The 24,399-nt window shown below is 61.5% G+C and carries 23 protein-coding genes and 2 tRNA genes; 17 read left to right on the top strand and 8 right to left on the bottom strand.

Features of this window, described 5'->3' with window-relative positions; genetic code table 11:
- Positions 1–412: 412 nt before the first annotated feature.
- Together NKI69_RS03165 and NKI69_RS03160 are read right to left on the bottom strand one after the other, a co-directional pair.
- Positions 413–1,753, bottom strand: coding sequence for a hybrid sensor histidine kinase/response regulator (locus NKI69_RS03165; protein WP_023812224.1), 1,341 nt, complete (start codon positions 1,751–1,753; stop codon positions 413–415).
- A 14-nt stretch (positions 1,754–1,767) separates the two neighbouring features.
- The gene (locus NKI69_RS03160) at positions 1,768–2,952 is read right to left on the bottom strand and encodes an FIST signal transduction protein (RefSeq protein ID WP_050592709.1); all 1,185 of its coding nucleotides are present in this window, start codon (positions 2,950–2,952) and stop codon (positions 1,768–1,770) included.
- Between the two features lie 264 nt (positions 2,953–3,216).
- Between NKI69_RS03160 and NKI69_RS03155 the strand changes: the two genes are divergently transcribed.
- The 6 genes from NKI69_RS03155 (at position 3,217) to NKI69_RS33515 (ending at position 10,225) form a co-directional block, all read left to right on the top strand.
- Positions 3,217–3,714, top strand: coding sequence for a (2Fe-2S)-binding protein (locus NKI69_RS03155; protein ID WP_023812222.1), 498 nt, complete (start codon positions 3,217–3,219; stop codon positions 3,712–3,714).
- A gap of 125 nt (positions 3,715–3,839) precedes the next feature.
- Positions 3,840–6,188 (top strand): xanthine dehydrogenase family protein molybdopterin-binding subunit, encoded by a 2,349-nt coding sequence (locus NKI69_RS03150; RefSeq protein WP_023812221.1) that lies wholly within the window; start codon positions 3,840–3,842, stop codon positions 6,186–6,188.
- A gap of 90 nt (positions 6,189–6,278) precedes the next feature.
- The gene (locus tag NKI69_RS03145; protein ID WP_023812220.1) at positions 6,279–7,076 is read left to right on the top strand and encodes an FAD binding domain-containing protein; all 798 of its coding nucleotides are present in this window, start codon (positions 6,279–6,281) and stop codon (positions 7,074–7,076) included.
- Positions 7,077–7,349: 273 nt separating this feature from the next.
- Positions 7,350–8,372, top strand: a complete 1,023-nt coding sequence (locus NKI69_RS03140; RefSeq protein WP_023812219.1) for an acyltransferase family protein — start codon at positions 7,350–7,352, stop codon at positions 8,370–8,372.
- Between the two features lie 247 nt (positions 8,373–8,619).
- Positions 8,620–9,999 carry an L-lactate MFS transporter gene (locus NKI69_RS03135; protein WP_023812218.1) on the top strand — a complete coding sequence of 460 codons (1,380 nt, stop codon included), beginning with the start codon at positions 8,620–8,622 and terminating at the stop codon, positions 9,997–9,999.
- 109 nt (positions 10,000–10,108) lie between these two features.
- Positions 10,109–10,225 (top strand): MFS transporter small subunit, encoded by a 117-nt coding sequence (locus NKI69_RS33515; RefSeq protein ID WP_023812217.1) that lies wholly within the window; start codon positions 10,109–10,111, stop codon positions 10,223–10,225.
- Between the two features lie 28 nt (positions 10,226–10,253).
- On the opposite strand, the gene NKI69_RS03130 is transcribed toward NKI69_RS33515, so the two are convergent.
- The 3 genes from NKI69_RS03130 to NKI69_RS03120 all read right to left on the bottom strand — a co-directional run bounded on the left by NKI69_RS03130 (position 10,254) and on the right by NKI69_RS03120 (position 12,036).
- A complete protein-coding gene (locus tag NKI69_RS03130; RefSeq protein ID WP_023812216.1) occupies positions 10,254–10,751 on the bottom strand; it encodes a GNAT family N-acetyltransferase in 498 nt (165 codons plus the stop codon).
- On the bottom strand, positions 10,748–11,506 hold the full coding sequence (locus NKI69_RS03125; protein WP_023812215.1) for a copper homeostasis protein CutC: 759 nt from the start codon (positions 11,504–11,506) through the stop codon (positions 10,748–10,750). Before NKI69_RS03125 ends, NKI69_RS03130 begins: the two co-directional genes overlap by 4 nt.
- Positions 11,507–11,604: 98 nt before the next feature.
- A complete protein-coding gene (locus NKI69_RS03120; protein WP_023812214.1) occupies positions 11,605–12,036 on the bottom strand; it encodes a cupin domain-containing protein in 432 nt (143 codons plus the stop codon).
- Between the two features lie 284 nt (positions 12,037–12,320).
- Between NKI69_RS03120 and NKI69_RS03115 the strand changes: the two genes are divergently transcribed.
- From NKI69_RS03115 to NKI69_RS03100, 4 genes are all read left to right on the top strand, one after another.
- The gene (locus NKI69_RS03115; protein WP_023812212.1) at positions 12,321–12,809 is read left to right on the top strand and encodes an Hsp20 family protein; all 489 of its coding nucleotides are present in this window, start codon (positions 12,321–12,323) and stop codon (positions 12,807–12,809) included.
- Positions 12,810–12,878: 69 nt separating this feature from the next.
- The gene (locus NKI69_RS03110; RefSeq protein ID WP_023812211.1) at positions 12,879–13,334 is read left to right on the top strand and encodes a hypothetical protein; all 456 of its coding nucleotides are present in this window, start codon (positions 12,879–12,881) and stop codon (positions 13,332–13,334) included.
- A 44-nt stretch (positions 13,335–13,378) separates the two neighbouring features.
- The gene (locus tag NKI69_RS03105; protein ID WP_023812210.1) at positions 13,379–13,675 is read left to right on the top strand and encodes a DUF982 domain-containing protein; all 297 of its coding nucleotides are present in this window, start codon (positions 13,379–13,381) and stop codon (positions 13,673–13,675) included.
- A 212-nt stretch (positions 13,676–13,887) separates the two neighbouring features.
- Positions 13,888–14,133: a hypothetical protein gene (locus NKI69_RS03100; protein WP_023812209.1), complete on the top strand. Its 246-nt coding sequence runs from the start codon at positions 13,888–13,890 to the stop codon at positions 14,131–14,133.
- Between the two features lie 381 nt (positions 14,134–14,514).
- Here NKI69_RS03100 and NKI69_RS03095 read toward each other — a convergent pair whose 3' ends face one another.
- Positions 14,515–14,763: a hypothetical protein gene (locus NKI69_RS03095; protein WP_023812208.1), complete on the bottom strand. Its 249-nt coding sequence runs from the start codon at positions 14,761–14,763 to the stop codon at positions 14,515–14,517.
- A 443-nt stretch (positions 14,764–15,206) separates the two neighbouring features.
- Positions 15,207–15,281: transfer RNA gene (locus tag NKI69_RS03090), tRNA-Asn, on the bottom strand.
- Between the two features lie 223 nt (positions 15,282–15,504).
- On the opposite strand from NKI69_RS03090, the gene NKI69_RS03085 reads away from it, so the two are divergent.
- Positions 15,505–15,762 carry a hypothetical protein gene (locus NKI69_RS03085; RefSeq protein WP_023812207.1) on the top strand — a complete coding sequence of 86 codons (258 nt, stop codon included), beginning with the start codon at positions 15,505–15,507 and terminating at the stop codon, positions 15,760–15,762.
- Between the two features lie 24 nt (positions 15,763–15,786).
- Here the strand turns inward: NKI69_RS03085 and NKI69_RS03080 are convergent, their stop codons facing one another.
- The gene (locus tag NKI69_RS03080; RefSeq protein WP_023812206.1) at positions 15,787–15,921 is read right to left on the bottom strand and encodes a hypothetical protein; all 135 of its coding nucleotides are present in this window, start codon (positions 15,919–15,921) and stop codon (positions 15,787–15,789) included.
- 289 nt (positions 15,922–16,210) lie between these two features.
- On the opposite strand from NKI69_RS03080, the gene NKI69_RS03075 reads away from it, so the two are divergent.
- The 6 genes from NKI69_RS03075 (at position 16,211) to NKI69_RS03050 (ending at position 24,231) form a co-directional block, all read left to right on the top strand.
- Positions 16,211–16,284: transfer RNA gene (locus NKI69_RS03075), tRNA-Cys, on the top strand.
- A 90-nt stretch (positions 16,285–16,374) separates the two neighbouring features.
- Positions 16,375–17,043 (top strand): protein-L-isoaspartate O-methyltransferase family protein, encoded by a 669-nt coding sequence (locus tag NKI69_RS03070; RefSeq protein WP_023812205.1) that lies wholly within the window; start codon positions 16,375–16,377, stop codon positions 17,041–17,043.
- 181 nt (positions 17,044–17,224) lie between these two features.
- The gene (locus NKI69_RS03065) at positions 17,225–18,616 is read left to right on the top strand and encodes a TolC family outer membrane protein (RefSeq protein ID WP_023812204.1); all 1,392 of its coding nucleotides are present in this window, start codon (positions 17,225–17,227) and stop codon (positions 18,614–18,616) included.
- A 214-nt stretch (positions 18,617–18,830) separates the two neighbouring features.
- The gene (locus NKI69_RS03060) at positions 18,831–19,649 is read left to right on the top strand and encodes a PopZ family protein (RefSeq protein ID WP_128304003.1); all 819 of its coding nucleotides are present in this window, start codon (positions 18,831–18,833) and stop codon (positions 19,647–19,649) included.
- Between the two features lie 220 nt (positions 19,650–19,869).
- Positions 19,870–22,653, top strand: coding sequence for a valine--tRNA ligase (locus tag NKI69_RS03055; protein WP_128304004.1), 2,784 nt, complete (start codon positions 19,870–19,872; stop codon positions 22,651–22,653).
- Positions 22,654–23,010: 357 nt separating this feature from the next.
- Positions 23,011–24,231: an OmpP1/FadL family transporter gene (locus NKI69_RS03050; RefSeq protein ID WP_128304005.1), complete on the top strand. Its 1,221-nt coding sequence runs from the start codon at positions 23,011–23,013 to the stop codon at positions 24,229–24,231.
- Positions 24,232–24,399: the final 168 nt, after the last annotated feature.

Raw genomic sequence — 24,399 nt, 5'->3', positions numbered from 1 at the left:
CATCACCTTTGCGCTATCAAATGCGTTGACAGTATGCACTATGGGCCGGGAGGACATATTAAGAGTGCACTGTCACCGTATTTGCCGGATCTCACAGTCGCGCCTGGACAATGCCCCTCATAATCACGGCACCGCGTCAGCGCGCATGAGCGTTACCTTCCTTATCCCATCTGCCGTGCCGCTTTTTATGGGGACGCCAAAATTATCAAGCACGTCCTTGCGACTGGATGAAAAGGAATGTCCAAGAGGTCTCGATCCAAATTGTCAAACTACTGCGTGCGGATACGTAATGTATGCGGACTTCCGGAAGATCATCGTCAACTTTTTCGGAATTTCCAATATTTAAACGGTGGCGATCTCAAAAGTGACGCCTCCGTCTTTCCAAGTAGTTAAGCATCGAATTGGTTATTGTCTAAGCCAGCAGATGCGCCAGCAGCGCCCGCAGTTGTGCCGGCTTCAGCGGCTTGCGCATCAGTTCGATGCCGCCGGAGCGGGCGGCTTTGGCGACCGCTTCCGAACTGTCGGCGGTGACGATCAGCGCCGGCACGGCGCGGCCGAGATAGTCGCGGACTTCGGCGATGGTCGTGGTGCCGAGATCGCCGCCGTCGAGATGCTGGTCGGCAATGACGATGTCGGGCACCCAGTCGGTGTCGCCAAGCATGTCGAGCGCATCGTCGGTCGAGGTCGCGGCCCGCACCAGGCATTGCCAGCGTTCGAGCAGGAAGGTCATGGCCTGCAGCACTTCGATATCGTTCTCGACCAGCAGCACCTTGGTGCCGAACAGGCCATAGCCGCGCGGCCGTTCCATGTCGGCAACGCTGGCGATGGCATCGGCTGGCGCGCCGATGCCGACGGGAACATCGATGTGGAAGATCGTGCCGCGTCCGACCTTCGACGAGAATGTCACGGGATGACCGAGCGCGCTGGCCATGCGGCGCACGATGGCAAGCCCGAGCCCGAGACCGCCACCGTCCAGTTCGGCATTGGCCGGCGAGGTGCCGCGGTGGAACTCCTCGAACACCGCCTCGCGCTGGTCGTCGGGAATGCCGCAGCCCGTATCGGCGACGTCGATGCGGATGGTGTCGCCGCGATGCCTGGTGCCGACAAGCACGCCGCCCGAGCGTGTATAGCCCAGCGCGTTGGAGAGAATGTTCTGCAGGATACGGCGCAGCAGCGTGCGGTCGGAGCGGACGACGGCATGGACCGGCCGGAATTTCAGCGACAGGCCTTTCATCTCCGCCACCGGCAGGAAATCCGAGCGGAGCGACGAGAACAGCGCCTCCAGGCTGACATCGCTTATGTCGGGCTGCACCACGCCGGCATCGAGCTTTGAGATGTCGAGCAGCGTTCTAAGCAGATCCTCCATCGTCTCCAGCGAGCGCTCGACCTGCCGCACCAGTTTCTTGCCCTCGTCGCTGGTCTGAACTTCGGCGAGGGCCGAAACCGAGAGATGGGCCGCGTTCAGGGGCTGCAGCACGTCGTGGCTGGCAGCGGCGAGGAAACGGGTTTTCGACAGGTTCGCCAGTTCGGCGTTTTCCTTGGCGGCGCTGAGGTCGATGTTCGACTGCTCCAGCCGGCGCAAGGTCGAGTGCAGTTCCTCGGTGCGGGTGCGCACCCGGTTTTCCAGCGAAATCGCGGTCTGGAACAGCGAAAAGGCGTTGCCTTGCTGGTCCATAGAGCGCTCGACGCGGCTGACCAGTGCCGCGTTGATCTTCTTCAGCTTTTCAAGATCGTTTATGTCCCTCAGCGGCATCTTGTTGCGCCGTCCTATTCCGCCGCCTGGCGCTCGCCGAAGGCGATGCCGGTAAAAGTCTGATTCAGATGCATCGACCGGTACTGTTCGCCATAGGTGCCGAAGCCGATGACATTGTTGACCCGGTAGAGTTCCGAAATCTCGCGAAACACCTGCCGATTGCGCGCGTCGAGCCGGCGCAGCACGCAGTCGAAGCCGAGGATCATGTCGATGCCGCCAAGCCTCTCCTCGACATCGCGCAGGGCGGCGCGCGTCGATTCGACCATGTCCTTTGGTTGGGCGATCGACAGCACGACGCCATCGTCTATGGCGCAGAAGAACGACAGCGAGCCGTCGGCATGCATCTTCTGGATCGATCGGCAATAATATTGGCCGCCCACCTTCACCACCACGGGATGCGAGGCGAAGCTCAGTGGCGTCAGCATCTGCGCGACGATGCCGACGGACGCGGCATATTCCTGCGCTGCATTGGTGGCGTTGAATTCGCGCACGATGCGGTGATCGGGATCGGAAGCCGTCACCACCAGTTTTTCATCGGTGGGAACGAAGTTGTCGGTCTTGAAGACATGGAAGGGAATTTCGGTCGATATCAGCACGATGATGGCGCTGTCGGAAGTGACCTTGCCGTTCGAGATCAGGCGCGTCGTCTCGAATTTCAGATCGTCGCCGGCGGAGCCGCCAAGCAGCGGTATGTCATCGAGGCCCCAGTGGATGGCTGAACTCACCGCTTCTTCGGCATAAGAGAGCCCGTCGATGAAGCAGAGCGCGAAAGTGCCTTTGGTCCGATCGCAACCGAGGCGCGCGCGCAGCGATCGCCGCAGGGTCTCCACCTCGCCGGTGATCCTGTCCATACCCGACGAGGACAGATTTTCGACCATCACGCTAACGGCGGTGAACGCGGTGGACGGAAGCAGCATGGCCAGCACATGACCATCCTCGAGACCTTGCGGCGTGATCTCGCCGGCAGTCGAACAGCCGGCGTGGTGGAGCGCCGGTGCGTGGGTCATGAGCGCCTGGGAAAGGGCGCTGGCTTCGACTAGGCTCTGGGAAAAGAACAGCAGGGCAAAGCCTGCGTCGATGGCGGCTGCTTCCAGTGCGATCGCCTTGGCGAACGCCTCCATGTCGGGCTCGTCCGTGGTGAGCGCCGACAGGCCGCATGCATAGCGCGTCTGTGAATTGGCCAGCGATGTTCTCCGCATTTCCTCCGACGCTTTTTTGTGCGCGGCTGTTTTTAAATGCTTCTGGCGCGCGGGCGTCGACCGACATTGTTGCCTTCAATCGGCGGTTTGGCAATGGGGCCACCGGCACCGCATGTTTGGGCGCGGCCATGACCGAAAGTACAATGTTCCGCGTTTGCGACGTGCTGTTTTTTGTCCGATGTGCGGTGTACGAATAATGCACCACCGAAGCGCGAATACCGCGTCGGCAGCGTGGATACCAAGGTTGATACCCAGGGAGGGACCATGTCGGACGTTTCGTTGATGGTGAACGGAAAGCGGGTCAGCGGTGCTGCCGAGGACCGAACACTTCTGGTTCACTTCCTACGGGAAAATCTCGGTCTTACCGGCACGCATGTCGGTTGCGACACCTCGCAATGCGGTGCCTGCGTCGTCCACGTTGATGGCAAGGCGGTCAAATCCTGTACGATGCTTGCGGTGCAGGCCTCCGGCTCCACCGTGTTGACGATCGAGGGCCTGGCCAATGGCGCCGACCTGCATCCGGTGCAGGCCGCCTTCAAGGAACATCACGGGCTGCAGTGCGGCTTCTGCACGCCGGGCATGATCATGACGGCGACCGACATGATCAGCCGCCACCCCGAAGGGCTCGACGAGGCGACGGTGCGCGCCGAGCTCGACGGCAACATCTGCCGCTGTACCGGCTACCACAACATCGTCAAGGCGATCCTCGCCGCATCGACGACGATGAAGGGGTCGAAGGGTAAGGCGAAACAAGCTGCTTAGGCAAGGGAATAAGGGAGTAGGGCAGTAGGGGAGTAGGGCAAAAAGGCCAACGCAACGAGGCCTCTTTTTCCCTACTCCCTTACTCCCCTACTGCCCTACTCCCATAAATTCCGGAGGAATTTCTGATGGGCATTGAAGGTGTTGGCGCTCGGGTCGCGCGCAAGGAAGACAAACGGTTCATCACGGGCGCCGGCCGCTATGTCGACGACATGGTGGTTCCCGGCATGAAGCACGCCGCGTTCGTGCGCAGTCCGCACGCGCATGCGCAGATCAAGAAGATCGATGTGAAGAAGGCCCAGGGCATGCCCGGGGTCATCGGCGTGCTGACCGGCAAGGAACTCAAGGCCGACGGCATCGGCAATCTCATCTGTGGCTGGATGATCCACTCCAAGGACGGCTCGCCGATGAAGATGGGGGCATGGTCGCCACTGGCGTTCGACCGGGTCCGTTATGTCGGCGACGCCGTCGTCATCGTCGTCGCCGAGACCAAGGGGCAGGCGCGTGATGCCGCCGAGGCGGTCGAGATCACCTACAAGGAGTTGAAGGCCGTCGTCGATGCCTCCAAGGCGATGGACAAGGGTGCGCCGCAGATCCACCCCGAAGCCGACAACAATCTGATCTTCGACTGGGACATCGGCAATGCCGACGACACCGCGGCGGCCTTCGGGAAGGCGGCCCATGTCGTCAAGATGGACATCATCAACAACCGGCTGGTGCCCAACGCCATGGAGCCGCGCGCCGCACTTGGCCATTACGACAAGGCCGAGGATCACTATACCTGCTGGACGACCTCGCAGAATCCGCATGTGGCGCGGCTGGTGATGAGCGCCTTCTACAATGTCGCGCCGGAAAACAAGCTGCGCGTGATCGCGCCCGATGTCGGCGGCGGCTTCGGCTCGAAGATCTACATCTATCCCGAAGAGATCGTCTGCCTGTGGGCGTCAAAGAAGACCGGCGTGCCGGTCAAATGGGTGGCCGACCGGACCGAAAGTTTTCTGACCGACGCGCATGGCCGCGACCATCACACCCATGCTGAAATGGCCTTCGACAAGGACCACAGGATCCTCGGCCTGAAGGTGGAAACCCAAGCCAATCTTGGCGCCTATATGTCGCTGTTTTCATCGGCGACGCCGACCTATCTCTATGCGACGCTGCTGTCGGGCCAGTACAACATCCCGGCCATCCACGCCAATGTGAAGGCGATCTACACCAACACCGCGCCCGTCGATGCCTATCGCGGGGCGGGGCGGCCGGAAGCGACCTTCGTCATGGAGCGCATGATGGAGACGGCGGCCCGCCAGTTCGGCGTTTCGCCGGCTGAGCTGCGGCGCAAGAACTTCGTCACAGCGTTTCCGCATCAGACGCCGGTCATCATGTGCTATGACGCCGGCGACTATGCCGCTTCGCTCGATGCGGCAATGCAGGCGTCGGATTATGCCGGCTTCGCCAAGCGCAAGGCCGCCGCCGCCAACAAGGGGTTGCTGCGCGGCATCGGCATGAGCTGCTACATCGAGGCCTGCGGCATCGCGCCGTCTGCGGCCGTCGGCTCGCTCGGCGCCGGTGTCGGCCTTTGGGAATCGGCGGAAGTGCGCGTCAACGCGGTCGGTACGATCGAGGTGCTGACCGGCTCTCACAGCCACGGCCAGGGCCATGAGACGACCTTCGCGCAACTGGTCAATGAGCGCTTCGGCGTGCCGCTCGATTCGGTCTCGATCGTCCATGGCGACACCGACAAGGTGCAGATGGGCATGGGCACCTATGGCTCGCGCTCGGGTGCGGTCGGCATGTCGGCCATCGTCAAGGCGCTCGACAAGGTCGAGGCCAAGGCCAAGAAGATCGCGGCGCACCTGCTCGAGGCCGACGAAGGCGACATCATCATCGAGAACGGCGCGCTGAAGGTGGCCGGCACCGACAAGAACGTGCCGTGGTTCCAGATGGCGCTGGCCGCCTACACTGCCCACAACCTGCCGGGCGGCATGGAGCCCGGGCTCAAGGAGACGGCGTTCTACGATCCGTCGAATTTCACCTTCCCGGCGGGCTGCTATATCTGCGAGGTCGAGGTCGACCCGGAAACCGGCGTCACCGAGATCGTCCAGTTCGTCGCCGCTGACGATTTCGGCAACATCATCAACCCGATGATCGTCGAGGGCCAGGTGCATGGCGGGCTGGCGCAAGGCATTGGCCAGGCACTGCTCGAAGGCGCCTATTACGACAACAGCGGACAATTGCTGACCGCGAGCTACATGGATTACACCATGCCGCGCGCCGGCGATCTGCCGTCGTTCAAGGTCTCGACCTCGAACACGCCTTGCCCGGGCAATCCGTTGGGGATCAAGGGCTGCGGCGAGGCCGGCGCCATCGGCTCACCGCCGGCGGTGATCAACGCCATCACCGATGCCATCGGCAGCAACGATCTTGCCATGCCGGCTTCGCCGTCCACCGTGTGGGCCGCGATCCGCGCGACGAAACATTGAACGCGAATGGCGAATAGGGAGTAGCGAATAGGGGGAGAACGCGATGTTCGCTACTTCCTGTTCGCTCTTTCACCCAGGGGAGAAAGACAAATGTACGCAGTCAACTATCACCGCGCCGCCTCGGTCGCCGATGCCGCCAAGCTGATCAAGACCGGCGACGCCAAGCTGCTTTCGGGCGGCATGACGCTGATCCCGGCGATGAAGACGCGGCTTGCCGCGCCGTCCGACCTTGTCGACCTGTCGCGGATCACGGAGCTGCAGGGCGTCACGGTGTCGGGCAAGACCGTCGCCATCGGCGCCGCCACCACGCATCACGCTGTTGCCAATGACGAGAAGCTGAAGAAGGTCTGTCCGGCGCTTTCTCATCTGGCATCGCTGATCGGTGATCCGGCGGTGCGCCACAAGGGGACGATCGGCGGCTCGATCGCCAACAACGATCCGGCGGCCGATTATCCGGCGGCGCTGCTGGCGCTGGGCGCCACCATCATCACCAACAAGCGCCAGATATCAGCCGACAAATTCTTCAAAGGCCTGTTCGAAACGTCGTTGAAGGATGGCGAAATCGTCACCGCCGTCACCTTCACCGCGCCGGCCAAGGCGGCCTATGAAAAATTCCGCAATCCGGCATCGCGCTACGCCATCGTCGGCGTGTTCGTGGCCAAGGGCAAGGATGGCGTCAGCGTCGCCGTCACCGGTGCCGGCGACGACGGCGTTTTTCGTTCGAAGGAGATCGAGGCAGCATTAGCCGGGAACTTCGCGGCCTCGGCACTCGAAGGGGTAAAAGTGCCGGCGAAGAATTTGATGACCGACATCCATGCCTCGGCCGACTATCGCGCCAATCTGATCGCGGTGATGGCCAAGCGCGCGGTGGCTGCCGCCAACGCCTGATACGGTCAGTTGTGAACACGGGAGAAGGGGTCATGCGGCCCCTTTTCCTTTTTGGGACGACCTGTAGTTGTCCAATTTTGATGGAATCGCCCCCCGCACCAATCGTTTGCCTGAGCAATTTCTTCCGCCGACACTTCACCTGGAACTGCACCGGCGGCAATCTCGCACTTGCACAAATCCATATTGCACTGCAATATGGATTTGGGCGGGAATGCGAGCTGGGTTCGAAATGTACCGTCGTACCCTTCGCATACCTATTGCGAGAGGATCGGCATGACCGACATTTCCGCGACGCATGTCGTTCCGTCCCGATCCGCCGCCGACAGATCAACCAGAACAAGACTGGCCTATCTCGACGGCTGGCGCGGCCTTTCGATCGCGCTGGTGCTGATCGGCCATTTCTTTCCGGTTCCGGGAATCAATCTTGGCGTGCTGGGCGTCGAATTCTTCTTCGTGCTCAGCGGCCGGCTGATGGGCGAGATCCTGTTCATCGAACGCTACCCGCTGAAAAAATTCTTCAAACGCCGCTTCTCCCGCATCTATCCAGCTCTTCTGGTCTTCGTAGTCGTCGCGATGATCGCGCTGGCCGGCACGTTCATCGCCTTCAAATGGAAGGCGGCGCTGACGGCGCTGACATTCACCTACAACTATGCCGGCATTCTCCTGACGCGGGCAGGGGCGCTCGACCATATCTGGTCGCTCTGCATCGAGGAGCACGCCTACATCATCCTGGCGCTGATCAGCGTCATCGTCTCAAGTCGCTCTCGCGTGGTCGTGCTGCTCCTGGCGCTGGCCTTGCTGGCCATGGCCAATGGCGCGGTTTCGTACTGGGTCTTCGGGATGGACTACGAAACCACTTATTGGCGCACCGACGTGCACATCGCGTCGATCCTGCTGTCGGCTTCGATCTGCCTGCTCAAGGCCGATGGCAGGCTGCCTGCGTTTTTGAGAGGCAAGCATGTGGCCCTGGTGGCAACGTTCTGTGCCGTTGTCCTGTTCCTGGATCAGGTGCCGACGCCGATCCACTATCTCTTCGCGGTGCCGCTGCTGGCGCTGGCCGTCAACGCACTCGATTTCAGCCCACGGTATTTTTCCGGATTGCTGTCCTCCTGGCCGATGGCGACGCTGGGCCTGTGGTCGTACTCGCTCTATCTGTGGCAGCAGCCGTTCTACAAATTCGTCTATGAACAAGGCAGCGCGCCGATCCCGATGCTGGCCGGCGTTTTTGCCTGCGCGCTCTGCAGCTACTACCTCATCGAGCGCCCGGCGCGCGAATGGCTCAACCGCAACTGGTGAATGCCGTCGTGCCCGGCCAGATGATCGCGAGTGCAGGTGGAGTGGATCGCGCTTCATAAGCAGACAATCAATTAATTATCTCTAATATAATTTTTTGGAAAGTAATGACCTGCTTTCGATATAGGCCAGTCTCATTAGACATTGGTCTTATGACGGGCATTCCTTATTGCCTCACCGGCTCACCCTCCTAGTTTGTTCGCAGGACACATCTGAGAAGATGGTTCGAAGACGCATCTGGGAGGATGGAATGGACACGACCGGGGAGAGGGCGGGCGGCTGGCTCGACCGCTCACGCACCGTCGCCGAACCTGGCTTCAGCAGGTGGATGGTGCCGCCAGCGGCGCTCTGCATACACCTTTGCATCGGCCAGGCCTATGCGTTCAGCGTTTTCAACCTGCCGATGTCGAAGTTGGTCGGCATCACCGACTCGGCGCCCGACGACTGGAAGCTGACCGGCCTTGGCTGGATTTTCTCGATCGCGATCCTGTTCCTGGGCATTGCGGCGGCGTTCGGCGGCGGCTGGCTGGATCGTGTCGGGCCGCGCAAAGCCATGGTCGCTTCTGCCTGCTGTTTCGGTGGCGGCTTCATTGTCTCGGCGCTCGGCGTCTATCTGCACCAGTTGTGGATCATCTATCTCGGCTACGGCGTGCTGGGCGGCATCGGTCTCGGCCTCGGCTACATCTCGCCGGTCAAGACGCTGATCACCTGGTTTCCGGACCGGCCGGGCATGGCAACCGGCATGGCGATCATGGGCTTCGGCGGCGGCGCCTTCATCGCCTCGCCGCTGTCGGTTTATCTGATGAAGCTGTTTTCGACGCCTGAGCATATCGGCGTCGCTGAAACCTTCCTCGTGCTGGGCATCGTCTATTTCGTCTTCATGCTGATTGGGGCTGTTATCGTCAGGGTGCCGCCGGAGGGCTGGCGGCCCGCCGGATGGACGCCGCCGGCGGCACAGGATGCGATGGTGACGACGTCCAATGTCCATCTCGACGATGCGTTGAAGACGCCGCAGTTCTGGCTGCTTTGGGGTGTGCTGTGCCTTAACGTCACGGCAGGCATTGGCGTGCTCGGGCAAGCCTCGGCCATGAGCCAGGAGATGTTCCCGGGACGCATCTCGCCGGCCGCTGCTGCCGGTTTCGTCGGCCTGTTGTCGATCTTCAACATGCTCGGCCGCTTCTTCTGGGCCTCGACCAGCGATTATATCGGCCGCAAGACAACCTATGCCATCTTCTTCGCGCTGGGCGTCGTCCTCTATGCGGCGGTGCCTTGGACCGGCCAGACCGGCAGCGTCTTCCTGTTCGTGCTGTTCTACGGGATCATCCTCAGCATGTATGGCGGCGGCTTCGCCACCATTCCCGCCTACCTGCGCGACGTCTTCGGCGTGCGTTACGTCGGCGCCATCCACGGCCGATTGCTGACCGCGTGGTCGGTGGCGGGCGTGCTTGGCCCGGTGCTGGTGAATTATATCAGGCAGTACCAGATCGACAGCGGCGTGGCGAAGGCCGACGCCTACACGGTCACCATGTACATCATGGCCGGCCTGCTGGTCATCGGCCTCCTGCTCAACCTGATGATGCGGCCGGTCAATGCGCGCTTCCACATGAAGACCGAACCAGCGGTGGCTTAGAGCCAGTTCCATCCCGATAGAATCGGGATGGGCTCTATCGTATTGTTTGAGCATGATCTTTTCCGAAACCGGAGCCCAATTTCGGGATCATGCTCTGAGGAGACCGACCATGGCGCAAGACAACGGCAATTCGATCAAACTGACGCTGTCCTGGCTGCTGGTCGGCATCCCGTTGGTCTGGGGGTTCTGGATGACGCTGGTGAGTGCGACAGCCTTGTTCCAGTAGCCCTGTCTTCAGTTCGATCCGCCTGGCCTCAGACGGAGGTTCGTCTGATGTAATAGCGGACCGCTTTCTTGCCGCCATGGATGACGGCGTCGCCGGCCTCAGTGAAGCCAAGGGCGGCGTGAAAGGCATCCGAGGCAGGGTTCGGCGGGGCGGTGTTGACTTCGCAGGTGACCAGATTGTAGCCGGCGCGCTCAACATGGCCGAACAGATCCTGATAGAGCCGGCGGGCATGGCCGCGGCCGCGCGCATGCGCCGCCACGACGACGCGGTCGACATAGACGAAGCGCTTATAGCGCTCGCGGAACCACAGGAAATTCGGGCTGTCGTAGCGGGCGTCCTGGTCGAAGGTCATGATGAAGGCTTCGAGATCGCCGATGCGCCTGGTGTAAAACGCTTCGCCAAGCAGGAAAGACAGCCGCTCAGCCTCCAGCCACGACAGTTCGGCGGCATGCTCGTTGTTGAGCGCCAGGATCGCCGCTTCGTCTGCGGCCGATACACGGGCTATCGGGGCAGGGGTAGAGGTCATGCCTTGGCTGCCGCAATCGTTGCCGCCACCAGCGGTGTGTCGGTCAGCGTGTTGCGATACTCGCGATCGAGATCGGAACCACCCATGCCGACATGGGGATTGCGGTAGTCCATGGCACTCGGCACATCCTTGAGGGCGGCAAAATGCATTTCGGACAGGCCGGTTTTGCTGCGCACTTCGGCAATGTTGTGCAAATCCAGGCCGCCGCAGCCGAGGATGACGATGCGGTCGCCGGCCTGCCGCACCAGATCCGCCAACAGCGGCAAGCCTTCGACGGCAGTGTCACGCTGGCCGCTGGTCAGCACGCGGCCGACCTTGCTGCGGATCAGCGATTCGAGCGCCTCGGCCGGATCGCGCGTCATGTCGAAGGCGCGATGGCAGGTGACGTTCAAGGGGCCAGCGGCTTGTGTCAGTTCGCTCATGCGCGCCTCATCCATGGTGCCATCGGCGTTCAGGCAGCCAAACACCACGCCGGGCACGCCGAGTTCGCGCAGTGCCGAGACATCGGCCAGCATCGAGGCGTATTCGGTCTCACTGTAGAGAAAATCGCCGCCGCGCGGCCGCACCATGACGTGAAACGGCACGCTTGCCTGCTCGATGGCGGCGCGGACCGTGCCGAGGCTCGGCGTGATGCCGCCTTCGATGAGGCTGGCGCATAATTCGACCCGGTCGGCGCCAGCGGCTTGCGCCGCGAGCAGGCCGTCAATGCCTTCGACACAGATTTCGATCAGCGGCAGGCGGAGAGCTTTGGTCAAGGGGCGATCCAGTCCATGATTTCCCGGCCAGCCCTAGCACCGGGCCGGCTGCTGCGAAAGCGCGAACAGCCTTCCGCCTTCGGGCACAGACTTCGCGGTTATTGGCGCAATTCCGTATTCTTGGCGCCTTGCTCGACCTGATCGATCACCAGAAGCTTCACCTCGACATCACCGATATTGGTGGCCTGATGCCACTGGCCGATCATTTCGATGATGAAATCGCCAGCCTTGTAGGTGTTGCTGATGCCGGTCTCGACATTGGTGACCTTCAGCGTGCCGGCCTGGACATAGGCGTAGCGCGGAAAGGGGTGCCTGTGGACCGGCAAGGTCGCGCCCGACGCGATGTCGTAGCTCGAGACCAGCACCTGCACGTTCTTCTGCGGCAGCGTGATCGGCTGGCCGGACGCGGTCGTCGTGCGCGACGCAAGAGGGGTCACGACGACAGGCGTGCCGCTGCTGTCCAGCGCGTGGGCCGGGTTCGCGGAAAAGGCCACCGCGAGCAGCAGTCCGGACATCAAAATTTTTCGCATGATTCGCTCCACCCCGCCGCCAACATCGCGCAGTGACCGCCAGCACGCAAGGCAGCGCCTTGGGCACCCGCTTCAGCGGACCTCGTACGGTGTGGCGGAATTCCCCGCCGAAGAGCATGGCTCGCTGGATCTGCCTGCCGGCCAGAAAATTTTTTACGCCCCTCTTGACGGAAAAAAACACGATTACCAGATCGTTTTCCGTCGAGGCTTCGGCTCGACATATTGGCGTCGCAGCGGCGCTGCGACAGCCTCGTAACCCATGTTGCTTCACGGAGGATATGGCTATGAGAAGCTTTGATTATACCCCTCTTTACCGCACAACGGTCGGCTTCGACCGTCTCTTCGATATGCTCGAGAAAAGCGGGCGCTCCGACTGGCCTCCCTACAATATCGAGAAGATTGGCGAGAACGACTATCGCATTACGATGGCTATCGCCGGCTTCGCTCTCGATGAAGTCGAACTCATACAGAACGGCCCCGAATTGTCTGTCATCGGCCAAAGGAAACCCGACCAGGAAAATCGGGAGGTCCTTCATCGCGGCTTGGCGACGAGCAACTTCAAGCAGGTGTTCAAACTTGCCGATCACGTAAAGGTCAAGGCGGCCAACCTCGAGAATGGCTTGCTGTCGGTGGACCTGATCCGCGAAGTGCCCAAGGAACTCAAGCCTCGGCGCATTGAGATAGGGTCCGAAGCCAAGGCGGTTTCGCTCGAGCAACCCGGCAAGAAGCAGTTGATCGATTCCGATGCGGAGCCTCAGCGCGAGGTCGCCTGATTCCCTGGAACCTAGATCTACGGTCCGCCTCCCGGTTCGGCCGGGAGGCACAGCTCGCGGAGAATGGAGATGAGAACCGAAGCTTACAGTTTTTACCAACCCGAACCGAAAAATCTTGCCGCGGAATCCGCTGAGTTGCGGACGCCAGATGACGTCCTGAACGAGGAGACGATGACAATCGGCGCAAAGCGGGCTTTGCTCGCTTTCTGGGCTTCCGACGTTCATGCGGTTCCTGACAATCCCGCGTTGCGGCAATTGGACAACGGCGCCATCGTGGAAGTCAGCGACATACTTCGCGCCCTCCACCTCCTGGACGAATCCGGGCGGGAACCGCGTATTTCAAAGATGCCGGGCACCGTCAGCCCGTCTTTCGACCGGCGCCGCAGGAAGAGCCGCCTCGGTTGGATGCGGCACCCCTGGCGAGATGACGACGATGATCCGCCGCCAATCCCGGCCATTGCAACGGTACCGCCTGGGCGTGGAGGTGGCGGCATGTTGGCCGAGCCGGAGCATGCAATCGCATGATGACCCGAACCAGCAACAACCCACCGTGCCGAATGGAGGATTACATGAGTGACAGGACGTTCGACCAACCGGTCCTGGTCAAGAATGGCGAGTTCATTCAAGAAATAGGGTGCCTCGACGACGCCTTTGACTTCTTTGACGAGTGGCCAAGGGAAAGGCGGGGTCCGATTTTCGAAACGGCCTTTCGAGCCTGCCAGCGTGCTTACGACGGCCAGGTTCCGCTGACGGTGGCGCGCGATGCCGTCGCCGGCTTCGCAAGATCCGTCAAGATCCTGCAGGACCCGCTTGCTCAGTTCCCTTGGATGGACACAAGGTCAGGTCGCGGTGGGATTACCGCTTAGCCTTGATAAAAGGGGCGGCGCTACCAGGACGGCTGGGCCTGCATCGTCGTTTTCACATCGCTGCAAGGTGAGCTGCCCTACCAGTTCACCTTGTAGCGGGGCGGCTCGATCTTTTGTTCGAACTCCCTGGTGCGGTTTTTGGCGACTGGCTAGGTCAGCCTCGCAACAGTCAACGCTAATATAATGTTCGAAGCGTCGCCACAGGAGGTTCAATGGTTTCCGCTATCGTAAGTCAACATCCGCATGTCCCGGAAAAACAAACGGCAGTGGGGAAGCCGCAAACCGGGGAAGGATTTTCGCCGGGCCGCAGCGCGGACGCCGTGGGACATCTGGCCAAAATCATGGTTGCCGCAGGCGGCGATATGGATGCTGGCGCGCAAGGCCGCGCGGCATCCAAGATCGCCAGGATGGACATCACGGTTCTGGCCGCACCACCCGTAGAAACACCAACAGAGTAAAATATGCTCGTTCGGGCGCCTCCGCGCCGTCATCAGCGGCATGCGCGGCTCTCGCAGATTACGCCACGGCTCTCAGCGGAGGCTCCGCCATCGTCCCCAGGCCGTCGCATTCCGCGCAGGCGCCCGTCTTTCCAGGGCAGCCACCCCGATGGGTTCCCTGCGGGCAGCAGTGCCCGTTTGACGCATACCACTTGGAGCAGTCGAAAACCCTGCCGCTGCCATGACAGCGCGGGCATTCCATATTCGATGAAATCATACTAATTCTTGCCCAACCCAAACGCACTCGCCCTACGTCGCAAGTAACAGGAATCATTGTGCTTTCAAGCACATTGCCCTGACTTAAATTGGGGGGATCGACGGATGGCCGGCATCGATGGCGAGCTATTGTTGCGCCGTAATTACGTTCCTCGTGAAGACCTTGCTCGCCACAAGCCGCGTTGGACATTGGCCGGCAACAATAGGTTGCGCCGCCTTGTCCCGTTCGTTCTCAATGGTGACGGCGACTGCGTCGCCGGGCTTCGCGTCGGCGGCCTGTGTGGCCGTGGACGCGAAGAGGACCGTCTGGGTGATGAGAGCCGAAAACGCGGCAACCTGGACCAGCACGGCGGCGAGGGCGATCTTCTTCAGCATGCGAGAAAACGCTCTTCGATGTTCCCGGTTCCCCACGCATTCAGGTTTTCTGCTCGCTACGGAACAAGAGACCGGCAGGGCGGTTAACTCGATTATGCCGAGCAAGATCAAAGAGCCACCATCGAAGCCCGCACCGGAGAAGATACCTGTGCAACGCCGGGACAAAGAAGTCCCGCCAGAGCTTAAGCATGTCGACCCGCCACCGCGAGATGTGCGAGAGGCACCGGCACCCAACCCGAACGGCGACAAGAGATGAGATCGCCGAGATCGAAGCAAGGCCTTATGCCTGCTCCCGCGAACCGTCCCGATGCCGCGGCGTCATCGACGGCGCTGGACAGCGGGGCCAGGTCAAGTTGAGAATCAACCTGCTGACCGCGATTTTGCAGACATGCCATAGATCAGCCCCTATGGGCGACCTGACCGTCTCAAGGCTTTGAAAAGATTGGCTCCCCGGGCCGGATTCGAACCAGCGACCAACCGGTTAACAGCCGGTTGCTCTACCACTGAGCTACCGGGGAACGGATGCTCTTATGTGAGTGGCGCAGCCTATAGCTGCCCTTTTCGGCTTTGCAAAGAAGCTTTTCACATTTTTCCGAGGCTTTTTCGCGCAGGCGTTTCTCGCAATCGTCGAAGGAAGCCCTCATATTAGCCGTCTTGGCGGGGATATGGAACCGAAAGCGCGGCGGCTGCTTTGGTTCAAGCATGCTTGCGAACAATCAAACGGGTCAATCTTTCGAGACGATGACAGCACAAGACAACCAGATGCCGGCGCGGAAAATCTCCGTTTTCGGGCGCGAGTTCAAAATGCCGCGCTCGCGCGGGCTCAGAATCACGATCGGCATCCTGCTGACCGTTGGCGGCGTCCTCGGTTTCCTGCCGATCCTCGGCTTCTGGATGGTTCCGCTCGGATTGCTGGTGCTGTCCTATGAATTCGCCATGGTTCGCCGTCACCGGCGTCGCTTTGTCGTCTGGTGGGAACGGCGTCGCCGGCCCGATTGACCGCCGATAGCGCAAGGCGGGTGTTCAGCGGGCGGCGTGCTCTTCCAGCGCCTCACGGATCTGCTTGAGAATCGCCGCGGCCGAGGCAAGCCTTGCCCTGTCATGCGGCGACAGGCTGTCCGCACCTTCGATGGACAGACGGTCGATTGCGTAATGCATAGGCTCTCCGCATTGTGGCAGGGACAGGCCGGACGAGGCACTTGTATTTGCTGCCACTGTCCGGTGCATGGCTCTTCCTCCTGCCATGTCCAACGCACGGCCGCCGATGAGTTTCTTCTCCGGGCAGGCTATGCTTAATTGTCCGCTAATGGAGCGGTCAGGCCCGATCCGACGATTTGCCGGGTGCCGTCCGGACTGACGCGAGGAAACCGTTCGGAATGCACGGTGGCCGCTTGACGTCATTTTCGCCGCAACCTATTGGAACCGGGTGGAACGCCGGGAGCAATGAGGCCTCGTGGCGGAGTGGTTACGCAGAGGACTGCAAATCCTTGCACCCCGGTTCGATTCCGGGCGAGGCCTCCAATGCCCGGGCCCCCGCGCGGCAGCGCAGGGGCCTGAAGTTCCTGACACAATGGACCGCGGTTCTGGCGCGGCAAGCGGATTGGTTGGGACATGAGCGCTGATTTCTCCGAACTACGCGTCAAGATGGTCGACGGCCAGGTCCGCACCACCGATGTGACCAGCGCGCCGCTGCTCGATGCAATGCTTGTCGTCCCAAGAGAGATGTTTGTCGGCGCCGCCCAGCGCGATCTGGCCTATATCGACGAGGACATCCGCATTGCCGCCGGCGCGGACGGCGCGCGCTACCTGATGGAAGCATCGCCGTTGGCCAAGCTTATCCAGCTGGCGGAGATCAACCCGACCGATTCGGCGCTCGATGTCGGTTGCGGAACCGGCTACGCCTCGGCCATCCTGTCGCGACTGGCCAGGTCCGTGGTGGCGCTCGAAAGTGATTCGGCGCTGGCGGAAACCGCCAGATCGACGCTTTCGTCGCTGGGCTGCGGCAATGTGACCGTCGTCCAGGGCGCGTTGCCGCAGGGGCATGCCGCTAAGGCGCCTTATAACGTCATCTTCGTCGGTGGCAGCGTCGCGGAAGTGCCGGTGGCGCTGCTGGACCAACTCGCCGAAGGCGGCCGCCTTGTCGCCGTCGAAGGGCAGGGCAATTCCGGCGTGGCCCGTCTCTTTTTCAAGGCCGGGGGGGTTGTAACCGGAAGACGTGCATTTAATGCGGCAATTAAGCCACTACCGGGGTTTGAACGCATTCGTGCTTTCGAATTCTGAATGATTTGGCCTTGCAGGAGAGGCTGTGTCATGGTCGCTTGCATTTGAACGATCGCTGCGGATCCCAGACTGGGGGCACTTTGGGGTGAGCAGCAGGGAACATCGAACACGCGGCGCCGGCTGATCTATGAGAGAAGCAGGCGCGGCGCGGTTCCCATGGAAAACGAATGAGGGTTTAACCGTGCCGTCTTTACGCAAGTCACTTTTCACCGCCGTCCTCGTTTCGGCGACCATGCTGTCCCCACTGGCGGCTTCAGCCGAAAGCATCTCCGGCGCGCTTGCAAAGGCCTATCAGTACAATTCTTCGCTGAATGCATCCCGCGCCGGCGTTCGTGTCACCGACGAGGGTGTCGCCATCGCCAAGTCGGGCTACCGCCCGATTGTCACCGGCTCGGCGGATATTGATTATTCGAGCAGCCATCTCAATGGCACCAATTCAAGCGTGAGGCTGACCACCGGAAATTTTGGCGTCCAGATAAACCAGATGCTGTTCGATGGCTTTCAGACCAGGAACAATGTCGCTGCCGCCGAAGCGCAGGTCCGCGCTTCCGTCGAAAGCCTGCGCAACACCGAAGAGGGTATCCTGTTCAGCGCGGCCCAAGCCTATATGAACGTGATTCGCGACCGGCAGGTCGCCGTGCTGACTGAGCAGAACCTTCAGTTCCTGACCGAAACGGCGCGCGCGGCGCGTTCGCGTTTCGAAGTTGGCGAAGGCACGCGCACCGATGTCGCCCAGGCCGATGCTTCGCGGGCCGCCGCCGTGGCATCGCTGAGTGCCGCCCGGGCGCAGGCGCTGGCAAGTGCGGCGATCTACCGCCAGATCGTCGGCGACGAGCCGGGCAAGCTCAAGGGCGCTTCGCCGGTGGCAAAGCTGTTGCCGTCGAGCCTCGCCGCCGCCGTCGGGGTGGCCTCGAACGAGCATCCGGCCATCCTTGCCACGCAGCATCTGGTCGACGCGGCCGCGTTTTCGGTGAAGTCGGCCGAAGGCGCGCTGTTGCCGCAGCTGTCGGCTTCCGCCGGCGTTTCGAGCGCCTATCGCAATACCTCGCCTTTGCCGGGCGTCGGTTCGCAGGATGGCACGACCAATTCGGCCAGTGTCGGGGCAACGCTGACCATCCCGATCTATTCGGGTGGCCGCACCTCGGCGATCGTGCGCCAGGACAAGGAATCGCTCAGCCAGGCCCGCATCCAGGTCGACGTCAGCCGCGACCAGGTGCGCCAGGCCGTCACCGCCGCCTGGACCGAGTACACCGCCGCGCAGCAGCAGCTGACGGCCAACAGGCAGGTGATCGAGGCCGCGAAGCTGGCACTGAACGGTGTCATCGAAGAGCGCAATGTCGGCCAGCGCACCACGCTCGACGTCCTCAACGCGCAGGCGACGGTCATCACCGCCCAGATCAACCAGGCCGGTTACGAACATGATGTGGTGGTGGCGAGCTACGCCATCCTGCAGGCGACCGGCCGTCTGTCCGTCGACCGCCTTGGCTTGCAGGTAGCGAAATACAAGCCTGAAGAGCATTACAACGCGGTCAAGGACAAGTGGTACGGCCTGCGCACGCCGGACGGCCGCTGAAGCGTTCGGCCAGGACTGGCCGTGCTCCTCGTTTGAGCAGGATCTTTCGTACTGCGCTCTCGGGTTCAGATCGCGCTAATCTGTTGAAATCCCACAAGTCCCCAGATTGGGGATTCTCGTGCGGCGATCCGTCGGTTACGCTGTCGCCATGATTCGATCCGGCTCTGCCGGATCGGAAAACCCAACAGGGGTCACAAGGGCGGCGGATGTGACGATGGCAACGGCAAGCAGCGCACAGCGCGAACCTTCCATGGAAGAGATACTGGCTTCCATCAGGCGGATCATCGAGGACAGCGACGGCGGCCGCAAGCAGCCGGGCGACGCCGATGAGTTGAGCCAGGATCTGGAGCGCGCGTCGAGCGCCTATGCAGCCCCCGACGTGGAAGCATTCCGTGCCGACCTGCATGCCGCCCCCGACGGCAGGAAGCCGGTCACGCTGGCGGAAGTCCAGGCACAGTTGCCGGCGGCCGAGCCGGTGGCCGCACGCATGGAAACGCCGGTGCGCCCCGATCCCGGCCCGGCAAAGCCATCGATGACACTTGCCGAGGTCAGCGCCCGCGTCGCCGCCGAGCCAATCACGGTTGAAGCGCCGGGATCGCGTCCTGTCGCCGACGCTTCCATCGCCGATTGGCGTCGCGAGATCGCCGCGGTCGGTGAGCAGGCGAGGGCGGTGTCGGACCGGAGCGAAGCCCCCAAGACCGCTGCCCAGCCGTCCGTGGAGACTCCAAGTGACGAACCGACCGCGAAAGCAGCCGTCGAGCCGTCTCGTCCGGATGCAAGCGTGGTGCGACCGGTGGCGGCCAGCGACGCGCCGCGTCCGGCGATCGTTTCCGAGCACACCGGCCGGCAGGTCGCGGCTGCCTTTGGCGAGCTTTCCGACGCGTTTGCCAGCCGCAGCAAGAAGACATTCGACGAAATGGCCGAAGAGATGCTGCGGCCGATGCTGCAGGATTGGCTCGACAACAATCTGCCGACACTGGTCGAAAGGCTGGTGCGCGAGGAGATCGAGCGCGTGGCGCGCGGGGCGCAGTAGTTCCCCATGCCGATCACCAAAGGAAGCGGCGCCCTCGTGGCGCCGTTTCCTTTGGTGAGGTCAGCTTGTTGGCAGGACGACGGATCGCTTTCCGTTGAAATGACCAAGGCCGCGCCTATCTGGTTGTGAGGGTCCGAGACAGCCCTTGCGGTTGACTTGGTCAAAGCCTTCCGATTTACAGCGGACCAGCAAAACTCCCGACAGCGCGGACCATTTTCCCATGCTTGAAAAGACCTACGACGCCAAAACCGTCGAGCCGAAGATCGCCAAAGTCTGGGAAGAGGCCGACGCGTTTCGCGCCGGTGCCGGGGCCGAGGAGGGGGCGGAAGCCTTCACCATCGTCATCCCGCCGCCGAACGTCACCGGCTCGCTGCATATGGGACACGCGCTCAACAACACGCTGCAGGATATACTGGTGCGCTTCGAGCGCATGCGCGGCAAGAATGTCCTGTGGCAGCCGGGCATGGACCATGCCGGTATCGCCACGCAGATGGTGGTCGAGCGGCAGCTGATGGAAAAGCAGATCCATCGCCGCGACCTGACCCGCGAGCAGTTCATCGAGAAAGTGTGGGAGTGGAAGGCCGAATCCGGCGGCGCGATCTTCAACCAGTTAAAGCGGCTCGGCGCCTCGGCCGATTGGTCACGCGAACGCTTCACCATGGACGAAGGCCTGTCCAAGGCCGTGCTCGAAGTGTTCGTCACGCTCTACAAGGAAGGGCTGATCTACAAGGATAAGCGCCTTGTGAACTGGGATCCCAAGCTGCTCACCGCGATCTCCGATCTCGAGGTCGAGCAGCAGGAGGTCAACGGCAATCTCTGGCACTTCCGCTACCCCGTAGAGGGCCAGGTCTTCGACCCGGAAAACCCAACAACCTTCATCACCGTGGCGACGACGCGCCCGGAGACGATGCTGGGCGATACGGCCGTCGCCGTGCACCCTGACGACGAGCGCTTCCGGCATCTGGTCGGCAAGAACATCGTCCTGCCGATCGTCGGTCGCAGGATTCCTGTGGTGGCGGACGAGTACTCCGATCCGGAAAAGGGTTCGGGCGCGGTCAAGATCACGCCCGCGCACGATTTCAATGACTTCGAGGTCGGCAAGCGCCACAAGCTGCCGGCGATCAGCATCCTGACCACGGAGGCGGCGGTAAGTCTCAGGGATAATGAGGATTTCCTTGCCGGCCTCGAGGTGACGCCGGAGCGCCAAATTGTCTGGGACGAACTCGACGGCCTCGACCGCTTCGTCGCGCGCAAGAAGATCGTCGAGCTGATGGAAGAGGGCGGCTTCCTCGAAAAGGTCGAGCCGCATCGCCACGCCGTCCCGCATGGCGATCGCGGGGGCGTGCCGATCGAGCCGTTCCTGACCGAGCAATGGTATGCCAATGCGGCGGAACTGGCCAAGCCAGCGATCGCTTCGGTGCGCGAGGGGCGCACCAAGATCATACCCGGGAATTGGGAAAAGACTTATTTCCAGTGGATGGAAAATATCGAACCCTGGTGCATCTCACGCCAACTGTGGTGGGGTCATCAGATCCCGGCATGGTACGGGCCGGATGGGCGCGTCTTCGTCGAGAAGACCGAGGAAGAGGCGCTCGGCGCCGCGATCGAATACTACCTGGCTCTGGAAGGACCCTGGAAGGGCTGGGTCGAGGACAAGTTGGAGAATTTCCAGCCGGGCGAGATCCTGACCCGCGACGAGGATGTACTCGACACCTGGTTTTCGTCGGCGCTGTGGCCGTTCTCGACATTGGGATGGCCTGATGAGACGCCGGAGCTGAAGACCTACTACCAGACCGACGTGCTGGTGACCGGCTTCGACCTCATCTTCTTCTGGGTTGCCCGTATGATGATGATGGGCCTGCACTTCATGGACGAGGAGCCGTTCCACACCGTCTACATGCACGCGTTGGTGCGCGACAAGAACGGGCAGAAGATGTCGAAGTCGAAAGGCAACGTCGTCGACCCCCTCGACCTGATCGACGAATACGGGGCCGATGCGCTGCGCTTCACCCTGACGGTGATGGCGGCGCAAGGCCGCGACGTGAAGCTCGACCCGGCGCGCATCGCCGGCTATCGCAATTTCGGCACCAAGCTGTGGAACGCCACGCGCTTCGCCGAAATGAACGAGGTCGCGCGCAATGACGAGTTCTGGCTGAATGACGCGAAGCTGGCGGTCAACCGCTGGATCCTGACCGAACTGACGCGCGCGGCGCGCGAAATCACGGACGGCATCACCTCATACCGCTTCAACGAGGCGGCGGGTGCCGCCTACCGCTTCGTCTGGAACCTGTTCTGCGACTGGTATCTGGAATTGCTGAAGCCGGTGTTCATGGGCGCCGACGAGGCGGCCAAGGCCGAAAGCCGCGCCTGCGTCGCCTTCGTGCTGGATGAGATCTATAAGCTGCTGCACCCGATGATGCCGTTCATGACCGAAGAACTGTGGGCGCAGACCGCTGGCGAAGGCAAGCAACGCCTCTCGCTGCTGTGTCATGCGGCATGGCCGTCACCGGATTTCGAAGACGCCGAGGCCGCAGCGGACATCAATTGGCTGGTCGAACTCGTCTCCGGCATTCGCTCCGTGCGTTCGGAGATGAACGTGCCGCCGGCAGCCATTGCACCGCTCGTCGTGGTCGGCGCCAATAATGTGACACGCGAGCGCCTCGTTCGCGAGGATTCGGCGATCAAGCGGCTGGCGCGGGTCGGCGACATCTCGCTTGCCGATGTCGCGCCCAAGGGCTCGGCGCAGATCGTGCTCAATGAGGCGACGGTCTGCCTGCCGCTTGGCAGCCTGATCGACCTCGCCGCCGAGGCGGCACGGCTGCAGAAGGAACTGGCCAAGGTGACCGAGGAGATCGCGCGCCTGCACAAGAAACTGTCGAACGAAAGGTTCGTCGCCAGCGCGCCGGCCGAGATCGTCGATGCCGAGCGTGAAAAGCTCGCCGAATACCGCGATGCGCAGGGCAAGCTGTCAGTCGCGTTGGCCAGGGTTCGCGACGCCGGCTAAGGATAGATTCGCGAGACTTTAGCCCTCTCTAAACTGCTGGTTTTCCGCCTCGAAAATCAGCATGCCGTTGCGTTAATTTTGACGTAAACGGAAGTTTTAGCCCCATTGTTGCCATAATGTAACAATGGGGCTCCCGGACCGCAAAAAACGCTGTTTTCGAACCTTTTTGGATGGGTTTCCTCTGTTTTTTGGAAGCAGATCCGCCATCACGGACCGTTTTCGGCCTTGCCGCATCCGGTTGCATTTCCTCGAAAATGCGCCTGGCGAATGTGTACATGTACGCTCTTGAATTCGTTGTTGCACCGTTAACCCGAATTGGTTCTAGCTTGATGCACTCGAATTCGGGGAGGACATTTCATGACTATTCTGCGACTGAAAGCGCTGCTTGGGGCGGGCTGCTTTTCGCTGGCTTTGATCGGGACGGCGATGAACCCGGCACATGCCGGCGGCCTGGAGCGTGCTGGCTACGATATCGACCTGTTGTTTGATCCGGCTCCGTTCGCGACCGAAGCGGAAGCGACCTATGTGATGCCGGACCGCAAGTACAAGAATGCGCGCGGCCCGGGCGGAGCCGATCTCGGTTTGGGCACCTCGGCCGACGGAGCCGAGGGCTATTGGGTTCCACGCATTGGAGCCAAGGTCCAGGTCGTGCAAGGCGTGGATTGCATGGTCGATTATTCGCAGCCCTGGGGTGCACATACCGCGCCGGGAAATGCGTGGAACGGCGCGTTTTCGAATATCGAAACCGACATCAAGAGCGACAACTACGCGGCTACCTGCTCCTACAAGATGGACGCCGGCAAAGGCCAGCTTCGGTTCATAGGCGGTGTTTTCTACCAGAAGATCTATGGCTTCAAGGAGAACTACACAGATATTGGCTTCGGCACGATGGTCGGTCGTGTCGATCTGGAGGCCGATGGCTGGGGCTGGCGTGCGGGCGTCGCTTATGAAATTCCAGATATCGCGCTGCGCGCCAGCCTTGTCTACAATTCGCAAGTGAAGCTCGACAATATCTCTGGTACTCTGAACATCGGCGGCGTCGTCTCTGTACCGATTTATGGTGCGACGGAGTCAATGCCGGATTCGCTCGAATTGAAACTGCAGTCGGGCATCGCACCTGGCTGGCTCGCTTTCGGTTCGATCAAGTGGGTCAATTGGAGCGTCCTGCAAAGCGTTCCGATCTGTGCCCAGGGTACACCCTCCTCATTCTGCGTCACGAATGGTCTGGGCCAACTAACTTCACTCGACCTGATGTATCGTGATGGCTGGACTGTCACGGGCGGTATCGGTCACAAGTTCAATGATCAGTGGAGTGCCGCTGGGCAGCTTTCCTGGGATCGTGGCACGTCGCATGGCTATGGTGCACAGACCGATACCTGGACGCTGGGTGGTGGCGTTGCCTATACGCCCAGGCCGAATATCGAGGTTCGTCTGGCAGGTGCGGTCGGTGTGCTGACCAGCGGCCATTCAGGGGAGTTGGCTGGCGAGAACGGCTATATCGCGGGCACCGATGACAGCTATGACTTCGGCAACGATCTGGTCACGGCAATTTCCGGCGGTATCAAGATCAAGTTCTAAGCAACTGAAAATTCTAAGCAAAAGGCCGGGCGTTGCTCGGCCTTTTTCGTTTGAGCCGGCATCGCCCGTGCGCCCCGTATCCAAGCTGCGTTGCATATTAGCCGCACCTCTTTCGCCCCGTGCGGTTGTGACGTTTTGGCAACACTTTCTGAACAACCCCTGCGCTGG

The organism is Mesorhizobium sp. M0491 (assembly GCF_040321265.1).
Taxonomy (GTDB): Bacteria; Pseudomonadota; Alphaproteobacteria; order Rhizobiales; family Rhizobiaceae; genus Mesorhizobium.
This window is presented reverse-complemented; position numbering and strand designations above follow the sequence as displayed.